Source organism: Shimia ponticola, from assembly GCF_007995215.1.
GTDB classification, from domain to species: Bacteria; Pseudomonadota; Alphaproteobacteria; order Rhodobacterales; family Rhodobacteraceae; genus Shimia_B; species Shimia_B ponticola.
Window position 1 is genome coordinate 327,523 of sequence record NZ_VCDK01000005.1, and the last position, 14,926, is coordinate 342,448.

Genomic DNA, 14,926 nt, shown 5'->3' on the forward strand with positions numbered 1-14,926 from the left:
CGCAGGACTGTGTGTAGCGAATGCGTTTGCGTCGCTTCAACTGATCTTCATGGTTGACTCGGCATTTCTTGAAAAAGAATCTCCGGCCCCTTTTTTTCACGGCTGTGAAGACAAAACGGGCGCCCGATTTGGACGCCCGATTCTCGCATAAATTCTAGCGGATTAGCGCTCCGCTCAAGGCGACCTTAGCCGAGCGCTTTGACCCGAGCCGACAGACGCGACATTTTTCGTGCAGCTGTGTTCTTATGGACAACACCTTTGGTCACACCGCGCATCAGCTCTGGCTGAGCGGCTGCCAAAGCTGCTTTTGCGGCAGCGGAATCACCCGATGCGATCGCTTCTTCGACTTTGCGCAGGTAAGTGCGAATCCGCGAGCGGCGGGCTTTGTTAACGGCAAAGCGGGCTTCGTTCTGACGGGCGCGTTTTTTTGCTTGGGGCGAATTTGCCATGGTGTGGGTCCCTTCTGGGGTATCGGTTCAATTACGGTCGTATGCAGAAACCCCACCGGAACGTCGGTCGCCGGGACGATTCGAGCCTGAGCGGGCTACACACGCATGTTGGATGCCGCCTGCTACAGAACACGCGGCATCAGTTCAAGGTCTTACTTGTCGCGGAATTGCGCTTCGCGTTTGTCGAGGAAGGCGGACATGCCTTCTTTCTGGTCTTCAGTCGCAAAGAGCGAGTGGAAAAGACGTCGTTCGAACAAGAGACCTTCGCGCAGCGTTGTCTCATAGCTGCGGTTCACGGCTTCTTTGGCCGCCATGGTGGCGATCAGCGATTTCTCGGCAATCTTCTCAGCCGCTCCGCGCGCCTCTTCCATCAGTTTCTTGCAAGGCACAACGCGGGACACGAGGCCCGAACGCTCTGCTTCTTCGGCGTCCATGAAACGACCGGTCAGGTGCATGTCCATCGATTTGGATTTGCCGACAAAACGCGTCAGGCGCTGGCTACCGCCAATCCCTGCAATAACACCGAGGTTGATTTCCGGCTGGCCGAACTTGGCCGTGTCCGAGCAGATGATGAAATCACACATCATCGCCAGCTCACATCCACCGCCGAGCGCATAGCCGCTGACAGCGGCAATGATCGGTTTCCGGACGCGCAGCATGATCTCGATCTCGTCGCCGAACATGTCAGAGCTGTAGACCTCGACAAACGACTTCTCGCTCATCTCCTTGATGTCGGCCCCGGCGGCAAATGCCTTGTCGGATCCGGTCAGGATGATGCAACGCACCTTGTCGTTCTTGTCCGCGTCTTTCAGTGCCTGCGCCAGTTCCTCAAGCAACTGTCCGTTCAGCGCGTTCATCGCGTCTGGGCGGTTCAGCTTAATGGTGGCGACATGATCTGCGACTTCGACGTTGATCGTCTCATAGGCCATGCTGGATGGACCCTTTATAGTGGCTGTCAGACCGTGAGGGTTAGCATTCCCCCACGCTGGCGCAAGTTATCTTTGACATGTCGCGCAGTAGAAAGAGCTTCTTCCTGACTGGACAACCCGTCTGACTTGACCTGCGCAATTTTCTGTGACGCAAGGCGCGCCTTCGCGATCATAGACACGGAAGGCGTGCTGAAAATATCCAAGTTCTCCATCGGCTTGGCGATAGTCCCGAAGGCTTGAACCACCAGACTCGATGGCTTCGCTCAGGACCTCGCGGATCAACGGAACCAGCGTTGCGACTCGCTCTGATCCGATACGCCCCGCCTTGCGGAGCGGCGATATTCCCGCGCGGTGTAGCACCTCGCACACATAGATATTGCCCAATCCTGCGACAATTCTCTGGTCCAGAAGCGCGGATTTGATGGGCGTGTTGCGCCCCCTGAGTCGCTCGATCAGATAGGCTTCGTTGAAAGAGTTGCCGAGAGGTTCGGGCCCGATCCCAGACAGAAGCTTGTGTTGGTCGACCGTTGCCGTGGGAGCAAGGTCCATCGCGCCAAACCGGCGGGCATCATTAAACGTGACGCGACCGCCGGCTTCGGTATGGATCACCACATGATCATGTTTCGCCGGAGCCGGATGATCGTAGTGAAATTCTCCGATCTGAATGCCCGAAATCAGCATGCGCCCTGACATGCCCAGATGGACGATCAGGGTTTCATCGCTGTCGAGATCGGCAAGAATGTATTTTGATCGCCTTCGAAGGGCCGTCACGACCCGCCCGGTGAGTCGCTCGGACATGCGTTCAGGAAGCGGCCAGCGCAGGTCTGGGCGATTCACCTCAGCCTTGGAAATCCGCTGTCCTTCAAGCACAGGGAGGAGTCCGCGGCGGACCGTTTCGACTTCGGGCAATTCGGGCACACGCCACTCCTCAGCAATCTGGTCCCGAGGAGGTGGCGATCATCTATCGAAAAGTCAAACCGTGCGGCGCGCAGCCCTTAGGCAACCGCCATGCGCGGGTCGCCAGACAGCTTGTTCCGCAGATGGGAATACCCGTTCAGATGTTTGGTGAGCCTCGCACAGGCTCCGCATTTGAAATACAGGCGAACCACGTGGCGGCCGTCTTCTTCGACATGTTGCAGCGTGCTCAGATCGAATGAGCGGCTGCCAAACCATACGCCAGGTACAGTCAAGGATGACCCCTGAATGCGCACCGCATAGCACCAGACATGTGTCAGATACCAAGCGATCATAAGGCAAGAGGCAGCATAGGCCTGCCAGAAGTATTCATCGGGAAGAGGGCTGAGGCCGGCATGAGCACGCGTGCTGTTGAGCAGCAGAAGGAGAAGAACCGACGCCAACGTCGCAACAATGCGGATGGGCCAGGACAGAGGAATCTCATCCTGAGGGGCATCTGTGCCAGCACTGTCTGCTTCTAGTGAAGCCTTGGCTTGGCCATCCTCAGTCTCCTCGATCTCGATTGACATCTGTTGGCTGGCCCCGGCGCGTTTGAGCGTGGCACGGCGTAAGCGCCAACTCAAAGCAAGGTCACCACGGAACATGAACGCAACAGTGCAAACGGCGGCACCCACCAACAGGAACGCTGAAATAACGATTAGCTGACTCATCTCATTCACCTTTGCGCGGCCTAACGATGCGGCGCGATACGTATTTGTTTCTTCCGCCTAGGGCATATATCCCAAATGCGGACGGAAAGAGGCACGCTCATGACAGACGATGGCAACACGACCCATTTTGGTTACCAAACTGTTTCCGAAACGGAAAAAGCGGGGAAGGTTCAGGGCGTCTTCACATCCGTCGCATCCAAGTATGACGTGATGAACGACGTGATGAGCGTTGGCATCCACCGCATTTGGAAGGATGCGATGATGGATTGGCTCGCTCCGCGCGCAGGGCAGAAGCTCTTGGATGTGGCTGGTGGCACCGGGGACATCTCGTTTCGGTTTCTCAAACGTGCAGGCTATGGCCATGCGACCGTGCTTGATCTGACAGAGTCGATGTTGGTCGAAGGCCGCAAACGGGCCGAGGCGGACAAGATGTCAGAGCAACTGGATTGGGTCGTTGGGGATGCCATGGCCCTGCCGTTCGAAGACAACACGTTCGACGTCTACACGATCAGCTTTGGCATTCGGAACGTGACCCGCCCCCAAGAGGCCCTGGACGAAGCCTATCGCGTGCTGCGGCCCGGCGGACGTTTGATGGTGCTGGAATTCAGCCAATTGCCAAACCCGATGATGCAGGCCGCCTATGATGCCTACAGCTTTAATGTGATCCCGCGCATGGGTCAGCTGATCGCCAACGACCGCGACAGCTATCAGTACCTCGTCGAGTCGATCCGCAAATTCCCGGATCAGGACACGTTTCTCGGGATGCTCCGCAAAGCCGGTTTTGAAAACGCCAAGTATCGCAACATGACCATGGGCGTCGCATGCCTGCATTCGGGGTGGAAAATTTGAAGATCGAAAGGCGCACCTGCGCCAACCCCGATATGCCATCAGGAAAGACACCCTAGATGCGCGGTCCCCATAACATTTGGCGGCTGGTGCGCACGGGTGCCACGCTGGAACGCACCGGCGCGATGAAAGCCGTGCTGGAGGCGATGGAGGCCCCTGCTCCCGTCCGCGTCATGGCCCGCATTCTGGGGTGGCCATTTCAGTGGCTGGGACACAAGGGCGACCCGTCCATGCCGCCCGTCACCCGCGCGCTGACGGCGCTGGGCCCTGCCTACATCAAGTTCGGGCAAATCCTGTCGACCCGCCCTGACGTGGTTGGCGACGAGCTCGCTCTTCAATTGCGGGTCCTGCAAGACAAGCTGCCACCTTTCCCTTTGGCCGTTGCCAAAAAGGAAATCGAGCGCGAGTTGGAAATCCGGTGCGACGATGTCTTCAGTCATATCTCCGAACCCGTCGCCGCCGCCTCTATCGCTCAGGTGCACAAGGCAACTCTGAAAGACAGCGACGAACAGGTCGCTATCAAGGTCCTGCGCCCAGACATTGAACGCGCCTTCCGGAAGGATGTGGACGCGTTCTACCTCGCTGCTTGGTTCGTCGAAAAACTGGCCCCTGGTGCAAAGCGCCTACGCCCGCTCGACGTCATCGAGCACTTCGAAGGCGTGGTGAACGGTGAACTTGACCTGCGGCTCGAAACCTCAGCCGCGAGCGAATACGCCGACAATACCAAGGACGATCCCGGTTTCGCCCTGCCAGAGGTCAAATGGGCGCTGTCGGGTCGCCGCGTCATGACCCAAGGCTGGGCCGAAGGCATCCCGTCAGGCGACGTCATCGCGATCCGCGAGGCGGGGCATGACACCAACGAATTGGGCGAGCGTGTCCTGCGCCTCTTCCTGCAACACGCCCTGCGCGACGGCTATTTTCATGGCGACATGCATCAGGGCAACATGAAGATTGCCGCGAACGGGGACATCATCGCCTATGATTTTGGGATCATGGGGCGGCTCGATGAATACACCCGCCGCGTCTATGCCGAGATTCTTTTTGGGTTTATCCGCAAGGACTACAAACGCGTTGCCGAAGTTCATTTCGAGGCAGGCTATGTCCCCGCTGACCGCGACGTCGACGAATTTGCCCGCGCCCTGCGCGCGGTGGGCGAGCCAATCTTTGGGCTGGATGCCAGCCGTGTCTCCATGGGCCGCTTGCTCAGCTACCTGTTCGAAGTGACTGAGCGCTTTGGCATGGAAACACGGACCGAGCTGATCCTTTTGCAACGCACGATGGTCGTGGTCGAGGGCGTCGCGCGGTCGCTGAACCCGACGATCAACATCTGGTCCGTCGCACAGCCGGTGGTCGAGGATTACATCCGCAAATCCATCGGCCCGCAGTCGCTGGCCAAGGACCTGTTCAAGACGGCGCGAATCCTGTCCCGTTTCGGGCCGCGCCTTCCGCAAATGGCTGAGGCCGTGCTTATTCAGGCATCGACACCAAAGGATACGACACCCCCCAAAGGCGGGCCGGGATGGGGTGCTGTCGCGGCCATTGCTGTCACAAGCGGTCTGATCGGCGCGGTCATCGCGCAAATTCTCTGAAGCTTCCGATAACAAAGGTATCGCTTTCGGATGCCTGCTATAGGCTGTCACCATGACGGCCACCTATTTGCGCTTTTTCAATACGTTTCGGACATTTGCTGGGCCGCGTTTCTGGATCGTTCTTGCGCTGATCACGCTAGGCGCGCTGACCGAGGGTGCGGGCCTTGTTCTGCTGTTGCCGGTGTTGCAGCTGATGTCAGAGAATGCGCCTACGGGTCCGTCACTGTGGGTGGTGACGCAGTTGGCCGCCATTGGCGTCGAGACCTTGGACCAACAGCTTGCCTGCCTTCTGATCATCGTTGTCGGCCTGATCATCCTGCGCGCGGTTCTGGGCTGGGTGCATGCCGTCTATGTCGTTCAGATTGAAATTGCCTTCCTCAATCACCTTCGGCTGAGTCTGTTTTCGGGGTTGGCCCATTCCGAGTGGGCAACCCTGTCTCACCTTCGGCACAAGGATGCGCAGAGCAGCCTGTTTCTTGATCTGGGTCGGCTATCGCAAGCCACGACCAACACGATGCGGAGCCTTGTGAGCAGCATCATCGTGATCGTTCAGGTTGCCGTAGCCGCCGTGATCGCGCCTGCCCTGACGCTCTTGGTGTTGGGGGTGGGTGTGGTCTGCGCCGGATTTGCCCCTGTCTTGATGCGCCGCGCCGCCAAGGTGGGGCAGTCACAAACCAACGCAGGCCGGGCTTTTTCCGATCAAATCCTGCAATTCTTCAGCGCGCTCAAGCTGATGAAGATTCAGCGGGAAGAAGACCAATACATCGCCTTCTTCCGCACAAGCCAAGAGCATATGGGCGAACAGCTTGTGGCCTATAGCAGGAACACAGCCAGCTTTCAGGCGCTTTTTCAGATCGCGATGGCTGTTTTGCTGGGGGTGGCAATCGCCCTTGGCGTCTTTGTCCTCGATACCCAGTTTTCCGTTCTGGCGGCGGTGGTCGTGATCATCGCACGCGCTAGCGGCCCAGCGATTCAGGTCATGCGCACATTGCAGTCCATTGCCTACGCCATGCCGGCCTTTGCCAGCTATGAGGCGATGATCAACGGGCTGCCGACCAACCATATACACTCCGCGTCGATGCCCAGCGCACCCACCGGTCCGGCCCGCGTGACGGCAACAGACCTGACCTATGCCCATGCCACCGGTTCAGAGCCACAAGTGAACGCGCTGTCTTTTGACATCTTACCCGGACAGATCGCCGCGATCACCGGCCCGTCCGGCAGCGGCAAGACGACGGTACTCGACTTGATCTGTGGCATTCTGACACCGACCAGCGGGGGCATCGACGTCACTGGTGCAACCGGCAGCGCGGCCCATATCGCCTACGTCACACAAGAGACGCTGCTCTTCGACATCACGATCCGCGAGAACCTGACATTCGGCCTCGACGATGTGACAGAACCCGAGATCGAGCAGTGCCTGCGCGACGTCGGCGCATGGGATATGGTGCAGCGACAGGAACACGGACTGGACACCCGGTGCGGCCAAGGCGGGCGGCTATTTTCTGGCGGCGAACGACAAAGGCTGGCGCTGGCCCGCGCCTTGTTGCGTAAGCCGGGCCTTCTGCTTTTGGATGAAGCGACCTCTGCACTGGATGAGGAGTCTGAGGCCAGCATCCTAGGCCGGATCGTTGCGTTGCGCGGGCGAACGACCGTGGTGATTGTCACGCACAGAACCGTCTCAGACGATGTGCTGGATCAGACAATTCCGGTGTCAAGGTCCTGACGCCTGCCTGCCCGACCATGTTTTGAGCGATTTCTACTTTGACCGGATGCGAAATGTGCATTTGTCACAGACACTTGCAATTTAGTGACCTAGGGTCAGGGAACAACGCGTCAGAAAACTCCGGAGTGAAGCGTGGCGCGCTGTGGGTCGGACAATTGCCCGACCCTACGAAACTTTGAGAGGGAGTCCGACATGGAAGGTACCATCGGAGAAATTCGTTTGTTTGCGGGAAATTTTGCCCCGCGTTCTTGGGCGCTGTGCCAAGGCCAATTGTTGGCGATCAGCAGCAACTCAGCATTGTTTTCGATTCTTGGAACAGTCTATGGCGGTGATGGCCGGTCGACTTTCGCTTTGCCTGATCTGCGCGGCCGTAGCGCCGTTGGTCAGGGTCACGGTGCAGGTCTGTCACAGTACACTTTGGGTGAGCGTACGGGTAACGAGTATACCACATTGCAGGTTGCAAACCTGCCGGCACACACGCACACAGCACAGATGACAGCTGAAACCGCAGCTGCAACCGAAGCAAACCCTACCAACCGTCTTTTGGGTCTAGGCACGACGGCAATGTATGCTGATGCGGCACCTGCTGATGAAATCGCTATGCATCCGGACAGCGTCAAAGTTGGATCGACTGGCAGCAACACGGCGTTCAGCAACGTCTCGCCAGTGTTGGCTCTGAACTTCATTATCTGCCTGCAGGGCGTTTACCCATCGCGCAGCTAAAAAAAAGTCGCCCGAAATTTTTTCGGGCGACACTCACAGACTTGGATAACTTCAGCGGTTACATCAACTGGTGATGTTTGCGGGGTCATCGGCAAAAAAAGTCGGAAGCTCTGGGGGTGATAGCGTCGGGCCGCTTGCCGTATCCGTTGTGTCAAGCTCAACAATACTTGGGCTCTCATAGACACGCTTTTCGCTTTTGATTTTGTGGTCCAAATTTTTCATAACACCCTCCGTTGTTTCACACCTATCTGGTTTCGGCATTTCGGTCAAACACCGTTCCGAGCGATGAAATGAACATCTGATGCTCATCAACTAAGATGACGGTCTGCCCAAAGTTGCATCTGCTTGATTTGCCAAAAATAGAAGGCGCGGCGATTTGTTTCGTCCCCGAGCGCCGCCGGACTATCCCGGTATTTCCGTGCCTGATGTTCAAAGGCGTCGTGGTCGATTATCTCTTGTAACCAACTTGGCAGTTCATCAAACCAAACAAGGTTGTCGGCATCTTTTTTGGGACCTCCATTAAGGTATGCTCCCAGATGTTTGGTAGGACGGCGCAATATCTCTTCGGGTACACGCCCAGCCATGGCTCTCCGGTGAAGGTAACGCCCCATATTGCCACTGCGTTTTTCAACAACAGGCGTCTTCAAGAATTGAATCATCAGGCGCCGATCAAGCAGCGGCCAAACATATTCCATCCCATAGCGGCGAGCCAATACACTTGAGGCCTCGGTGCGCAGCGAGGCAGCAAACACAAGTGCAGGTTCATTCAAGAGTTGCTTATTGACGGCACTGACGCGAACGCGGGAAGGACCTAGTTGCTTAAGAAGCCGATCTCCGAGGTCACTTCTGCTCAACGACGCATCGCTCAAACAGTTAATGCTCTTGATCGCATCGAACCAATCGTACCAAGGGTTTGCGTAGTCCGCATTTAGGCGCCTCACCCTCTTGGTAAGCCTGACCACCTGTCGTGGCATACTGCCACCAAGTTCGCGAAGAGCGGTCCGATATCTGCCCTGCTGCAAAAGCTCGTTAACCATGCCAACGGCTTGGTTGGTAATCAGCTCGTCGCCGCCAAAACCTGAGAACATCGTCCTGATGCCAAACTGCTGCGCCAACTCTAGGTGCGGCTCGTGAAACAGATGGCCGGTATATTCGGGGGGATATCCCAAATCATTTAGATGGGCAGAGTAGCCGGGCGTTACCACGAACTTCGCAGATTGCACCATGATATGGCTATGACGAATGCCGTGCTTGCCCTGAGTTGCGAGTATCAGCGCAACCTCATCTTCGAAATCGCACAAGCCAAAAGTATGAAGGTCTTCGCGGGGCTGACGCATGACCAGCGGCAACGTCGCCGTAATTGACGATGAATCCAGCCCGCCACTCGCTTCGGATGCGATTAAGAATGCAGATCTCGCCCTGTCCGCCATAACTCGGTCGAACAGGTCGCGATAGGCGTCGACCCACTTTGAATCCCGCCGATCCGCCGAGGCAGAAGCGGGAGAAAATTCGAAAAAGCGCTTGGCAGTCCAATCACCTCGTGCAGGAACGCTCAGGCTGTGAGCCGGGGGCAACTTCTTGATTTCCTCAAAGGCTGTGCCCCATGGGTCCCAAGTCATTTGCATCAAAAACCGGACGCACCATTCATGGCTTCTCGTTACTGAGGCGAATAATTGGTCCTTTAGGATGCCTGCAGTCGTCGCAATGAAAAAAGCATCCTCTGATTGACCAAAAAACAGGGGCCGCGCGCCGATGGTATCCCGGCAGGCGAATAATCGGTCTTCGTTCGGATCATAAATGACAAAGCTGAAATCGCCCTCCAGCCGGTCCGAACATTCCTCGCCCCACTTCCGATAAGCAGCCAGAATGATCTGTGGGTCGGTGAGCGTTTGACGCTCTTCGAGTCCAAGCGCGCTGCACAACTCTTCCCTGTTATCGAGCCTCACCCAACTGACGATCACGCGGCCGGTCTCGGAGCACACCTCTGGAACCGCTTCATGCTTGGACTCGGGCGTATTCCACAAAAGCGATTGAGCCATCAGGACACGGTCATTGCACCAATGCCCGCGCACATCGCCAAAGCCACCAAGGCTCAGCGCATCCTCAAGAGCCTCGGGGGCAACCAGATCCCTGGGGTCTCGACCCGGCTGACGCATGAAGATCGCTGCAAACATATCCCACCCGTCAGGTTGAAACGAATGACGCTACCGGCGTCATACCAACCGCTTCGGCCACGCCAGTCACCGGGACACTGCCGGACAAAACCCAAGCATGGGCCTCAAGCCCGGGATCAGACTCTTTGTCCGCCCGCCTTACACCCAGATGGACGGCATGCGGCACATGCATCCGCCGCAACAACCAAGCTGCCACCAGGGCTTGCGGCAGGCAGTTCGACGTCCAAGGTGTGATGCGCGCCACCGCCGAAACAAGTCGACCCACGCGTGCCACCTTGTCTTGATCCACCGGATCGGGCGACACCGCCCCGATCTGACTGCCCTGCGGGCCCAACCACTGACTGTAGCGGGCAAAGGGCAGCGTCAGGATCGCAAGCCGCGCGAAACCAAGAGCGATGAACACCACCGGCACAAGGGCCTTTTGCCACCAGGCATAATCGCTCAGAAACCGCGCGATCCGACGCCGCAGTCGCGCGCCCCTAGGCTGGGACACACTGCACCATGCCGTTTTCTTCCAGCTGGTTCAAAAATTGCGCCACATCGCCACGCACGTTGCCTGCATTCGACGTATCAAACGTCTCGCTGATTTCGTCGATGATGGCCTGCTGGCTCTTGGGTGACTCAATCGCGTCCCAGATGAACGCGCCCACCCCGCGGAGCGAAAAATACCGACCGCTTTGAACATCCAGCATGACCCGTTCGCCATCCATGTCAGCAGCCACTAGATCAGGTCTGCGCTGGTAAAGGGTCTGGGTCATCGTCTGAGTCCGCCGTTTCGGTGCCACCCAAGGTTAGGGCTTTGTTTTCGCAGTCACAAGATCAGCCTCATCCTGCTCGGAGAGTATGTCGTGTGCCGCCTCAACGATCACGCCCATCAGCCCACTCAGGTCCATACCAGAGGCCGGGCGCGTCACGCGAATGATCGGGACGCGGTTCGCGACGCGCGCGCAGGCGTCGAAATGGCGCGCCAACTGCCCCATCGCCGCTACGTATTCGAACCGATACGAATTGGCCCGCAGAATTGAATATGTTCGGCTTCCGGTAATCCGCTCAACATGAAAGCCGTCTGAGTCGTGCACGGCCAGTTCGACCATCAACCCAACCGGCAACGGCGCATCAGCCAGATGCTGTTCCACCGGATAATCGAACTTCTGTTGGCTGGGCTGAATTTGCCGAAGGGACGCGGTATCAATCTGAAAATGCGCAGCGGCGGTATCCCAAAGCTTGATGGTGGCGGCGCCGGGTTGCAGCAGGCCCTGGTCATTGATCGGGCAGACATCATCCGCAAAGAGCCTGTATCCCGCCCGGGCAAAAGCCCCCGCCAGCGTCGATTTGCCGATGCCCGACCGACCCATACACAAGACCGCTTTACCGCCGATCTCGATCCCGTTGGCGTGCAGAACCAGCATCTGCCGCTGGATCATCAGCGCACCCAGACCAGAGCCCATGAGGAAGAGCATGACAGTATCCAGATCAGCACCGGGCGCCGGATCATACACGATCGCTTGTCCGCCATGCACATGGATACGCGCGACATCCGGGATCGCCATCCAAAGTGATGAGGCCTCGCCACGGAAATAGGCCTTGGGATGTTGATGGTTCACCGTGTCTTCAACAGGAACTTGTCCCCGCCGCACGGATATGACGCCAGACTCCGAACCTGTGGCAGCCGCCAGACGCGGCAAGACAATGTCGCTCTCGACACGCAGGTCGAAGACTCGCCCCACAAATTCTGTCTCAGAGCGCATAAATGTCTTCCCTGGGCAACCCAACGTCATTGGCTCTATACAACACTCAAAACGGCCGCAATGCGGCCGGGCGCGAGACCCGGAATGCGCGGATATAGAAAATCGAAAAACCTGGAACGAGTTCCGGGATTTATGGTGCCGCTGAAGGGACTCGAACCCCCGACCCCATCATTACGAATGACGTGCTCTACCAGCTGAGCTACAGCGGCCCAAACGCCTTGAACCAAGGCTAGGGTTCGAGGCATTTAGCAAAGGTTGCAGCGGGGCTAAAGCCCCAAAATCAATGTCGCGTCGCGCCTTCTGGTACCGACACGTCGATTGTCTCGCCTGAGACGACCTTTGGCTCATCTTCGGCGTCTGTCGTGCTTTCCACGACTTCGGCGTCTTCGACCGTGCTGTCGTTGGAGGCTTCGATCTGACCGACGATCAGAGGCAACATCTGCACGCTTGATGCCGTTTCGACATCACCGCCGGCCGGACGTTTCCATGACAGCGAATCCACCGCACCGCAGCTGTCGCAGACGGGGTCCCATGCATTGTGGACGTGACCACAGTTATCGCAGATCCACTGCGGATCGCGCGGCGCGTTCAGGGCCTTGGTCAACCAGCCACGTACGATCTGATCGTCTGCACCTTCGCCACGTTCGATTGCAGCCATGATGGTCAGAGCGCGCATGGACGGATCGGTGGTTGGCAGATCGCCCAGCGCCTTGCGCGCGGCGGGAAAATCCTCTGCGCTGACATAAAGCTCGGCCATGACCATCTTGGTTTCTGGGTGGCTTGTCTTGCTTTTGGTGAAGGTCTTGAACCGTTTGATCCGCGCATCTGTGCTTTCGTCCGGCGCAATCGCGGCGAAAGCGGCAGCGAGGTCTGGATGCGGTTGCTTATCCCAAGCAGCTTTCAGCACCCGCGTCGCATAGCGGGGCTTATCTTGCTCAATATGGGCCTTGGCGGCCATGACCGCCGCCGGGATCAGCTCTGGCGACAGGCGATCGGCTTCGATGGCAAGCTTCTGCGCTTCGTCGATTTTGCCTACACGGCGCAAATCGCGGGCTTGCGAAATCGCCATGACGGCATCGCGGCGCTTGTGGACATCGCGCGGCAGCGCACCGTGTTTCAGCTTGGCTCCCAACGTCTTGCGTGCGCCGGACCAGTCCTGTTCACCGGCTTGCAGCTTGAGAAGCGCATCTTGCGTTTCGACATGCTTGGGTTTCAGGGCGAATGCCTTTTCAGCCAGCTTCAAGGCCGTATCCGTGTCACCGTCTTCCAGCTTTTGTTTCAACAGCCCGCGCACACCAACAAACCGCGTGCGGTCGTCTTTCAACAGGCGTTTGTAGACTTCCTCCGCCTTCTGGCGGTCGCCGGTCATTTCAGCCGCCTGCGCGGTCAGCAAATTCGTCAGTTCAGGCTTGTTGAGATAGCGTTCCGCCTTGGCCGCCTTGGACATCGCGAGACGCCCCTCACCGCTGGCCAGCGCCATCATGCCTTCGCTCAGCGCGTCAAAGCCGCGGCGCTCACGGTTACGGGTGAAATATCGCGAAATGGCGGTTTCATCACCGTTGATGAAGCGCAGGGTCGCGATCAAGAACCCAATGAGCTTCAGCGCGATCAGCACCACAACGATAAAGACCAGCGCGGCGATGATGGCTTGCAGCACCGAAAGCGAAATCTCGACGCCCTGAAATTGAACCTGGATGCCGCCCGGCATTTCAAGCAGCAGAACCGCCAGAATGGCCAACGCGCCGACCACGCCGACAAAGAGCAGGACTTTCAACAAGGAAAACAGCATGGGTACGTCCTTCAGTTTGTCGTAACAGATTGGGTCAGGGCGTCAGCCGCTGCAAATGCGTCAACGCGCAGCTGCGCCGCTTCGATCCAAGGTGCAAGGATTGTAGCGCCAACCTCTGGCAGGGCTTCCGCCTGGGTCAAAGCATCGCCTAACCGACCCTCGGTCGTCGCGGCCTCGATCCGTGAAAGAATGGCGTTGGGGCTATCACCCTCTTGGGGCTCAAGCGATCTGACACCAAATTGGGTCTGGAAGAAGTTCGACAATGTATTTTCACCACCATCATCCGCACGGCGCATGGCCGTCAGAGCCTCGCGCGCCAAGGGCGGGAAATCCGCCTGAAGCGCGGCCAGCGTCGGGACGCCATCGGCTGCGCCAGCGGTCAAACCCTCAGGAACCTCAACCCCGGCGAGGTCGCTGAACTCGTCCAAGGTGTCTGCATAGGGTGCGCCACTATCAAGAGCCGCCAACACGCGCGACAGCGCCGCGCGCCGTGCTGCCGCTTGGGCGGCCTCCAGTGCATTCTGCTCAAGCAGGTTTGCTTCGTTGCGTGCGGCATCAATCTGGGACTGAGCTGCCGCAGACGCTTCTGCAATCTCGGCCCGCAGTTTCTCAAGCTCTGCCTCGACAGCGGCGGAGTTATCAAGCGTGGAAAGATCAACAATGGGACGCTCTTCGAGCGCACTCACACGATCGGTCAGCGCAGCGAACTCAGAGGATACTTTGTCATCCAATGCGGCGATCTGATCCTGTAGCGGGGCAAGCGCGTCCGACATGTCCGAAGACTCCAGATCGGCGACCCTTGCTGTCAGGTTATCGGTCTCGGCCGACAACGCCTCATCGGCAGCGCTCAGAGCATCTGTCACTGCCGGATCAGGCGTGACTGGCCAACCGTTGGGAACCGCTTGCGCAACGATAAAGCCCAACACGGCGGCGGCAGCGCCGCCCAACAGAACGGAAAGGCCAGAGCGTTTGACAACGACAGGTTCGGTGGCAACAGGCGGCGGGGCTGACGGTTCGGGCTCGATCCGCTCGACCTCTACCGGCTCGGCACTGTCATCTGCATCACCAGTGGCTTCTTCGCTGTCGTCGGACGCGACTGCAGTGTCCTTGTCGGCATCGGAAACAGTTTCGTCACCGTCTGGGGTAGCGCCAGTGGTCTCGCCAGTGGTCTCTTCGATGATTTCAGCGTCTTCGACGGCAGCGACCTTTTTGGCATCAGTCGCCGTTGTGTCGTCCTGCGAGGTTTCAACGGCCTCGTCCACCTTCGGCGTCTCTGCCGGTTCGGCTGTCTCGTTCTTGGATTTTGATCCGCGTTTCGAAGCCACTAA

General features: G+C 58.1%; 14 protein-coding genes and 1 tRNA gene. 4 read left to right on the forward strand and 11 right to left on the reverse strand.

Going from position 1 to position 14,926, the window contains the following annotated elements; translation table 11 throughout:
* Positions 1 to 185: 185 nt before the first annotated feature.
* From rpsT to FE702_RS11770, 4 genes are all read right to left on the reverse strand, one after another.
* A complete protein-coding gene (gene rpsT, locus FE702_RS11755; protein ID WP_147126500.1) occupies positions 186 to 449 on the reverse strand; it encodes a 30S ribosomal protein S20 in 264 nt (87 codons plus the stop codon).
* 152 nt (positions 450 to 601) lie between these two features.
* Positions 602 to 1,378, reverse strand: a complete 777-nt coding sequence (locus FE702_RS11760; protein ID WP_147126501.1) for an enoyl-CoA hydratase — start codon at positions 1,376 to 1,378, stop codon at positions 602 to 604.
* A gap of 66 nt (positions 1,379 to 1,444) precedes the next feature.
* A complete protein-coding gene (gene mutM / locus FE702_RS11765) occupies positions 1,445 to 2,296 on the reverse strand; it encodes a bifunctional DNA-formamidopyrimidine glycosylase/DNA-(apurinic or apyrimidinic site) lyase (protein ID WP_147126502.1) in 852 nt (283 codons plus the stop codon).
* Between the two features lie 77 nt (positions 2,297 to 2,373).
* Positions 2,374 to 3,003, reverse strand: a complete 630-nt coding sequence (locus tag FE702_RS11770) for a hypothetical protein (protein ID WP_147126503.1) — start codon at positions 3,001 to 3,003, stop codon at positions 2,374 to 2,376.
* A gap of 99 nt (positions 3,004 to 3,102) precedes the next feature.
* Here FE702_RS11770 and ubiE point away from each other — a divergent pair, with 99 nt between their 5' ends.
* From ubiE to FE702_RS11790, 4 genes are all read left to right on the forward strand, one after another.
* Positions 3,103 to 3,852, forward strand: a complete 750-nt coding sequence (ubiE, locus tag FE702_RS11775) for a bifunctional demethylmenaquinone methyltransferase/2-methoxy-6-polyprenyl-1,4-benzoquinol methylase UbiE (RefSeq protein ID WP_147126504.1) — start codon at positions 3,103 to 3,105, stop codon at positions 3,850 to 3,852.
* 56 nt (positions 3,853 to 3,908) lie between these two features.
* The gene (gene ubiB, locus FE702_RS11780) at positions 3,909 to 5,438 is read left to right on the forward strand and encodes a 2-polyprenylphenol 6-hydroxylase (protein WP_147126505.1); all 1,530 of its coding nucleotides are present in this window, start codon (positions 3,909 to 3,911) and stop codon (positions 5,436 to 5,438) included.
* A gap of 52 nt (positions 5,439 to 5,490) precedes the next feature.
* Positions 5,491 to 7,164, forward strand: a complete 1,674-nt coding sequence (locus tag FE702_RS11785; protein WP_147126506.1) for an ATP-binding cassette domain-containing protein — start codon at positions 5,491 to 5,493, stop codon at positions 7,162 to 7,164.
* A gap of 192 nt (positions 7,165 to 7,356) precedes the next feature.
* Positions 7,357 to 7,887, forward strand: a complete 531-nt coding sequence (locus FE702_RS11790; RefSeq protein ID WP_147126507.1) for a phage tail protein — start codon at positions 7,357 to 7,359, stop codon at positions 7,885 to 7,887.
* A 308-nt stretch (positions 7,888 to 8,195) separates the two neighbouring features.
* Here FE702_RS11790 and FE702_RS11795 read toward each other — a convergent pair whose 3' ends face one another.
* From FE702_RS11795 to FE702_RS11825, 7 genes are all read right to left on the reverse strand, one after another.
* The gene (locus FE702_RS11795; protein WP_147126508.1) at positions 8,196 to 10,061 is read right to left on the reverse strand and encodes an asparagine synthase-related protein; all 1,866 of its coding nucleotides are present in this window, start codon (positions 10,059 to 10,061) and stop codon (positions 8,196 to 8,198) included.
* Positions 10,062 to 10,071: 10 nt separating this feature from the next.
* Positions 10,072 to 10,554 (reverse strand): lasso peptide biosynthesis B2 protein, encoded by a 483-nt coding sequence (locus tag FE702_RS11800; RefSeq protein ID WP_147126509.1) that lies wholly within the window; start codon positions 10,552 to 10,554, stop codon positions 10,072 to 10,074.
* Positions 10,541 to 10,819 carry a PqqD family peptide modification chaperone gene (locus tag FE702_RS11805; RefSeq protein ID WP_147126510.1) on the reverse strand — a complete coding sequence of 93 codons (279 nt, stop codon included), beginning with the start codon at positions 10,817 to 10,819 and terminating at the stop codon, positions 10,541 to 10,543. Before FE702_RS11805 ends, FE702_RS11800 begins: the two co-directional genes overlap by 14 nt.
* Positions 10,820 to 10,852: 33 nt before the next feature.
* Complete coding sequence (locus tag FE702_RS11810; RefSeq protein WP_147126511.1) at positions 10,853 to 11,809, reverse strand: phosphoenolpyruvate carboxykinase (ATP); 957 nt, start codon at positions 11,807 to 11,809, stop codon at positions 10,853 to 10,855.
* A gap of 133 nt (positions 11,810 to 11,942) precedes the next feature.
* Positions 11,943 to 12,018, reverse strand: a tRNA-Thr gene (locus FE702_RS11815).
* 71 nt (positions 12,019 to 12,089) lie between these two features.
* Entirely contained in the window at positions 12,090 to 13,598 is a 1,509-nt protein-coding gene (locus tag FE702_RS11820; RefSeq protein WP_147126512.1) for a heme biosynthesis protein HemY, read from the reverse strand.
* Positions 13,599 to 13,609: 11 nt separating this feature from the next.
* Complete coding sequence (locus FE702_RS11825; RefSeq protein ID WP_147126513.1) at positions 13,610 to 14,923, reverse strand: COG4223 family protein; 1,314 nt, start codon at positions 14,921 to 14,923, stop codon at positions 13,610 to 13,612.
* Between the last annotated feature and the right edge of the window lie 3 nt (positions 14,924 to 14,926).

Coding starts and splice junctions, on each gene's coding strand:
- FE702_RS11785 (WP_147126506.1), top strand. CDS start 5,491: ATGACGGCCACCTATTTGCGCTTTTTCAATACGTTTCGGACATTTGCT.
- ubiE (WP_147126504.1), top strand. CDS start 3,103: ATGACAGACGATGGCAACACGACCCATTTTGGTTACCAAACTGTTTCC.
- ubiB (WP_147126505.1), top strand. CDS start 3,909: ATGCGCGGTCCCCATAACATTTGGCGGCTGGTGCGCACGGGTGCCACG.
- FE702_RS11805 (WP_147126510.1), bottom strand. CDS start 10,819: ATGACCCAGACCCTTTACCAGCGCAGACCTGATCTAGTGGCTGCTGAC.
- FE702_RS11770 (WP_147126503.1), bottom strand. CDS start 3,003: ATGAGTCAGCTAATCGTTATTTCAGCGTTCCTGTTGGTGGGTGCCGCC.
- rpsT (WP_147126500.1), bottom strand. CDS start 449: ATGGCAAATTCGCCCCAAGCAAAAAAACGCGCCCGTCAGAACGAAGCC.
- FE702_RS11760 (WP_147126501.1), bottom strand. CDS start 1,378: ATGGCCTATGAGACGATCAACGTCGAAGTCGCAGATCATGTCGCCACC.
- FE702_RS11790 (WP_147126507.1), top strand. CDS start 7,357: ATGGAAGGTACCATCGGAGAAATTCGTTTGTTTGCGGGAAATTTTGCC.
- FE702_RS11810 (WP_147126511.1), bottom strand. CDS start 11,809: ATGCGCTCTGAGACAGAATTTGTGGGGCGAGTCTTCGACCTGCGTGTC.
- FE702_RS11795 (WP_147126508.1), bottom strand. CDS start 10,061: ATGTTTGCAGCGATCTTCATGCGTCAGCCGGGTCGAGACCCCAGGGAT.
- FE702_RS11820 (WP_147126512.1), bottom strand. CDS start 13,598: ATGCTGTTTTCCTTGTTGAAAGTCCTGCTCTTTGTCGGCGTGGTCGGC.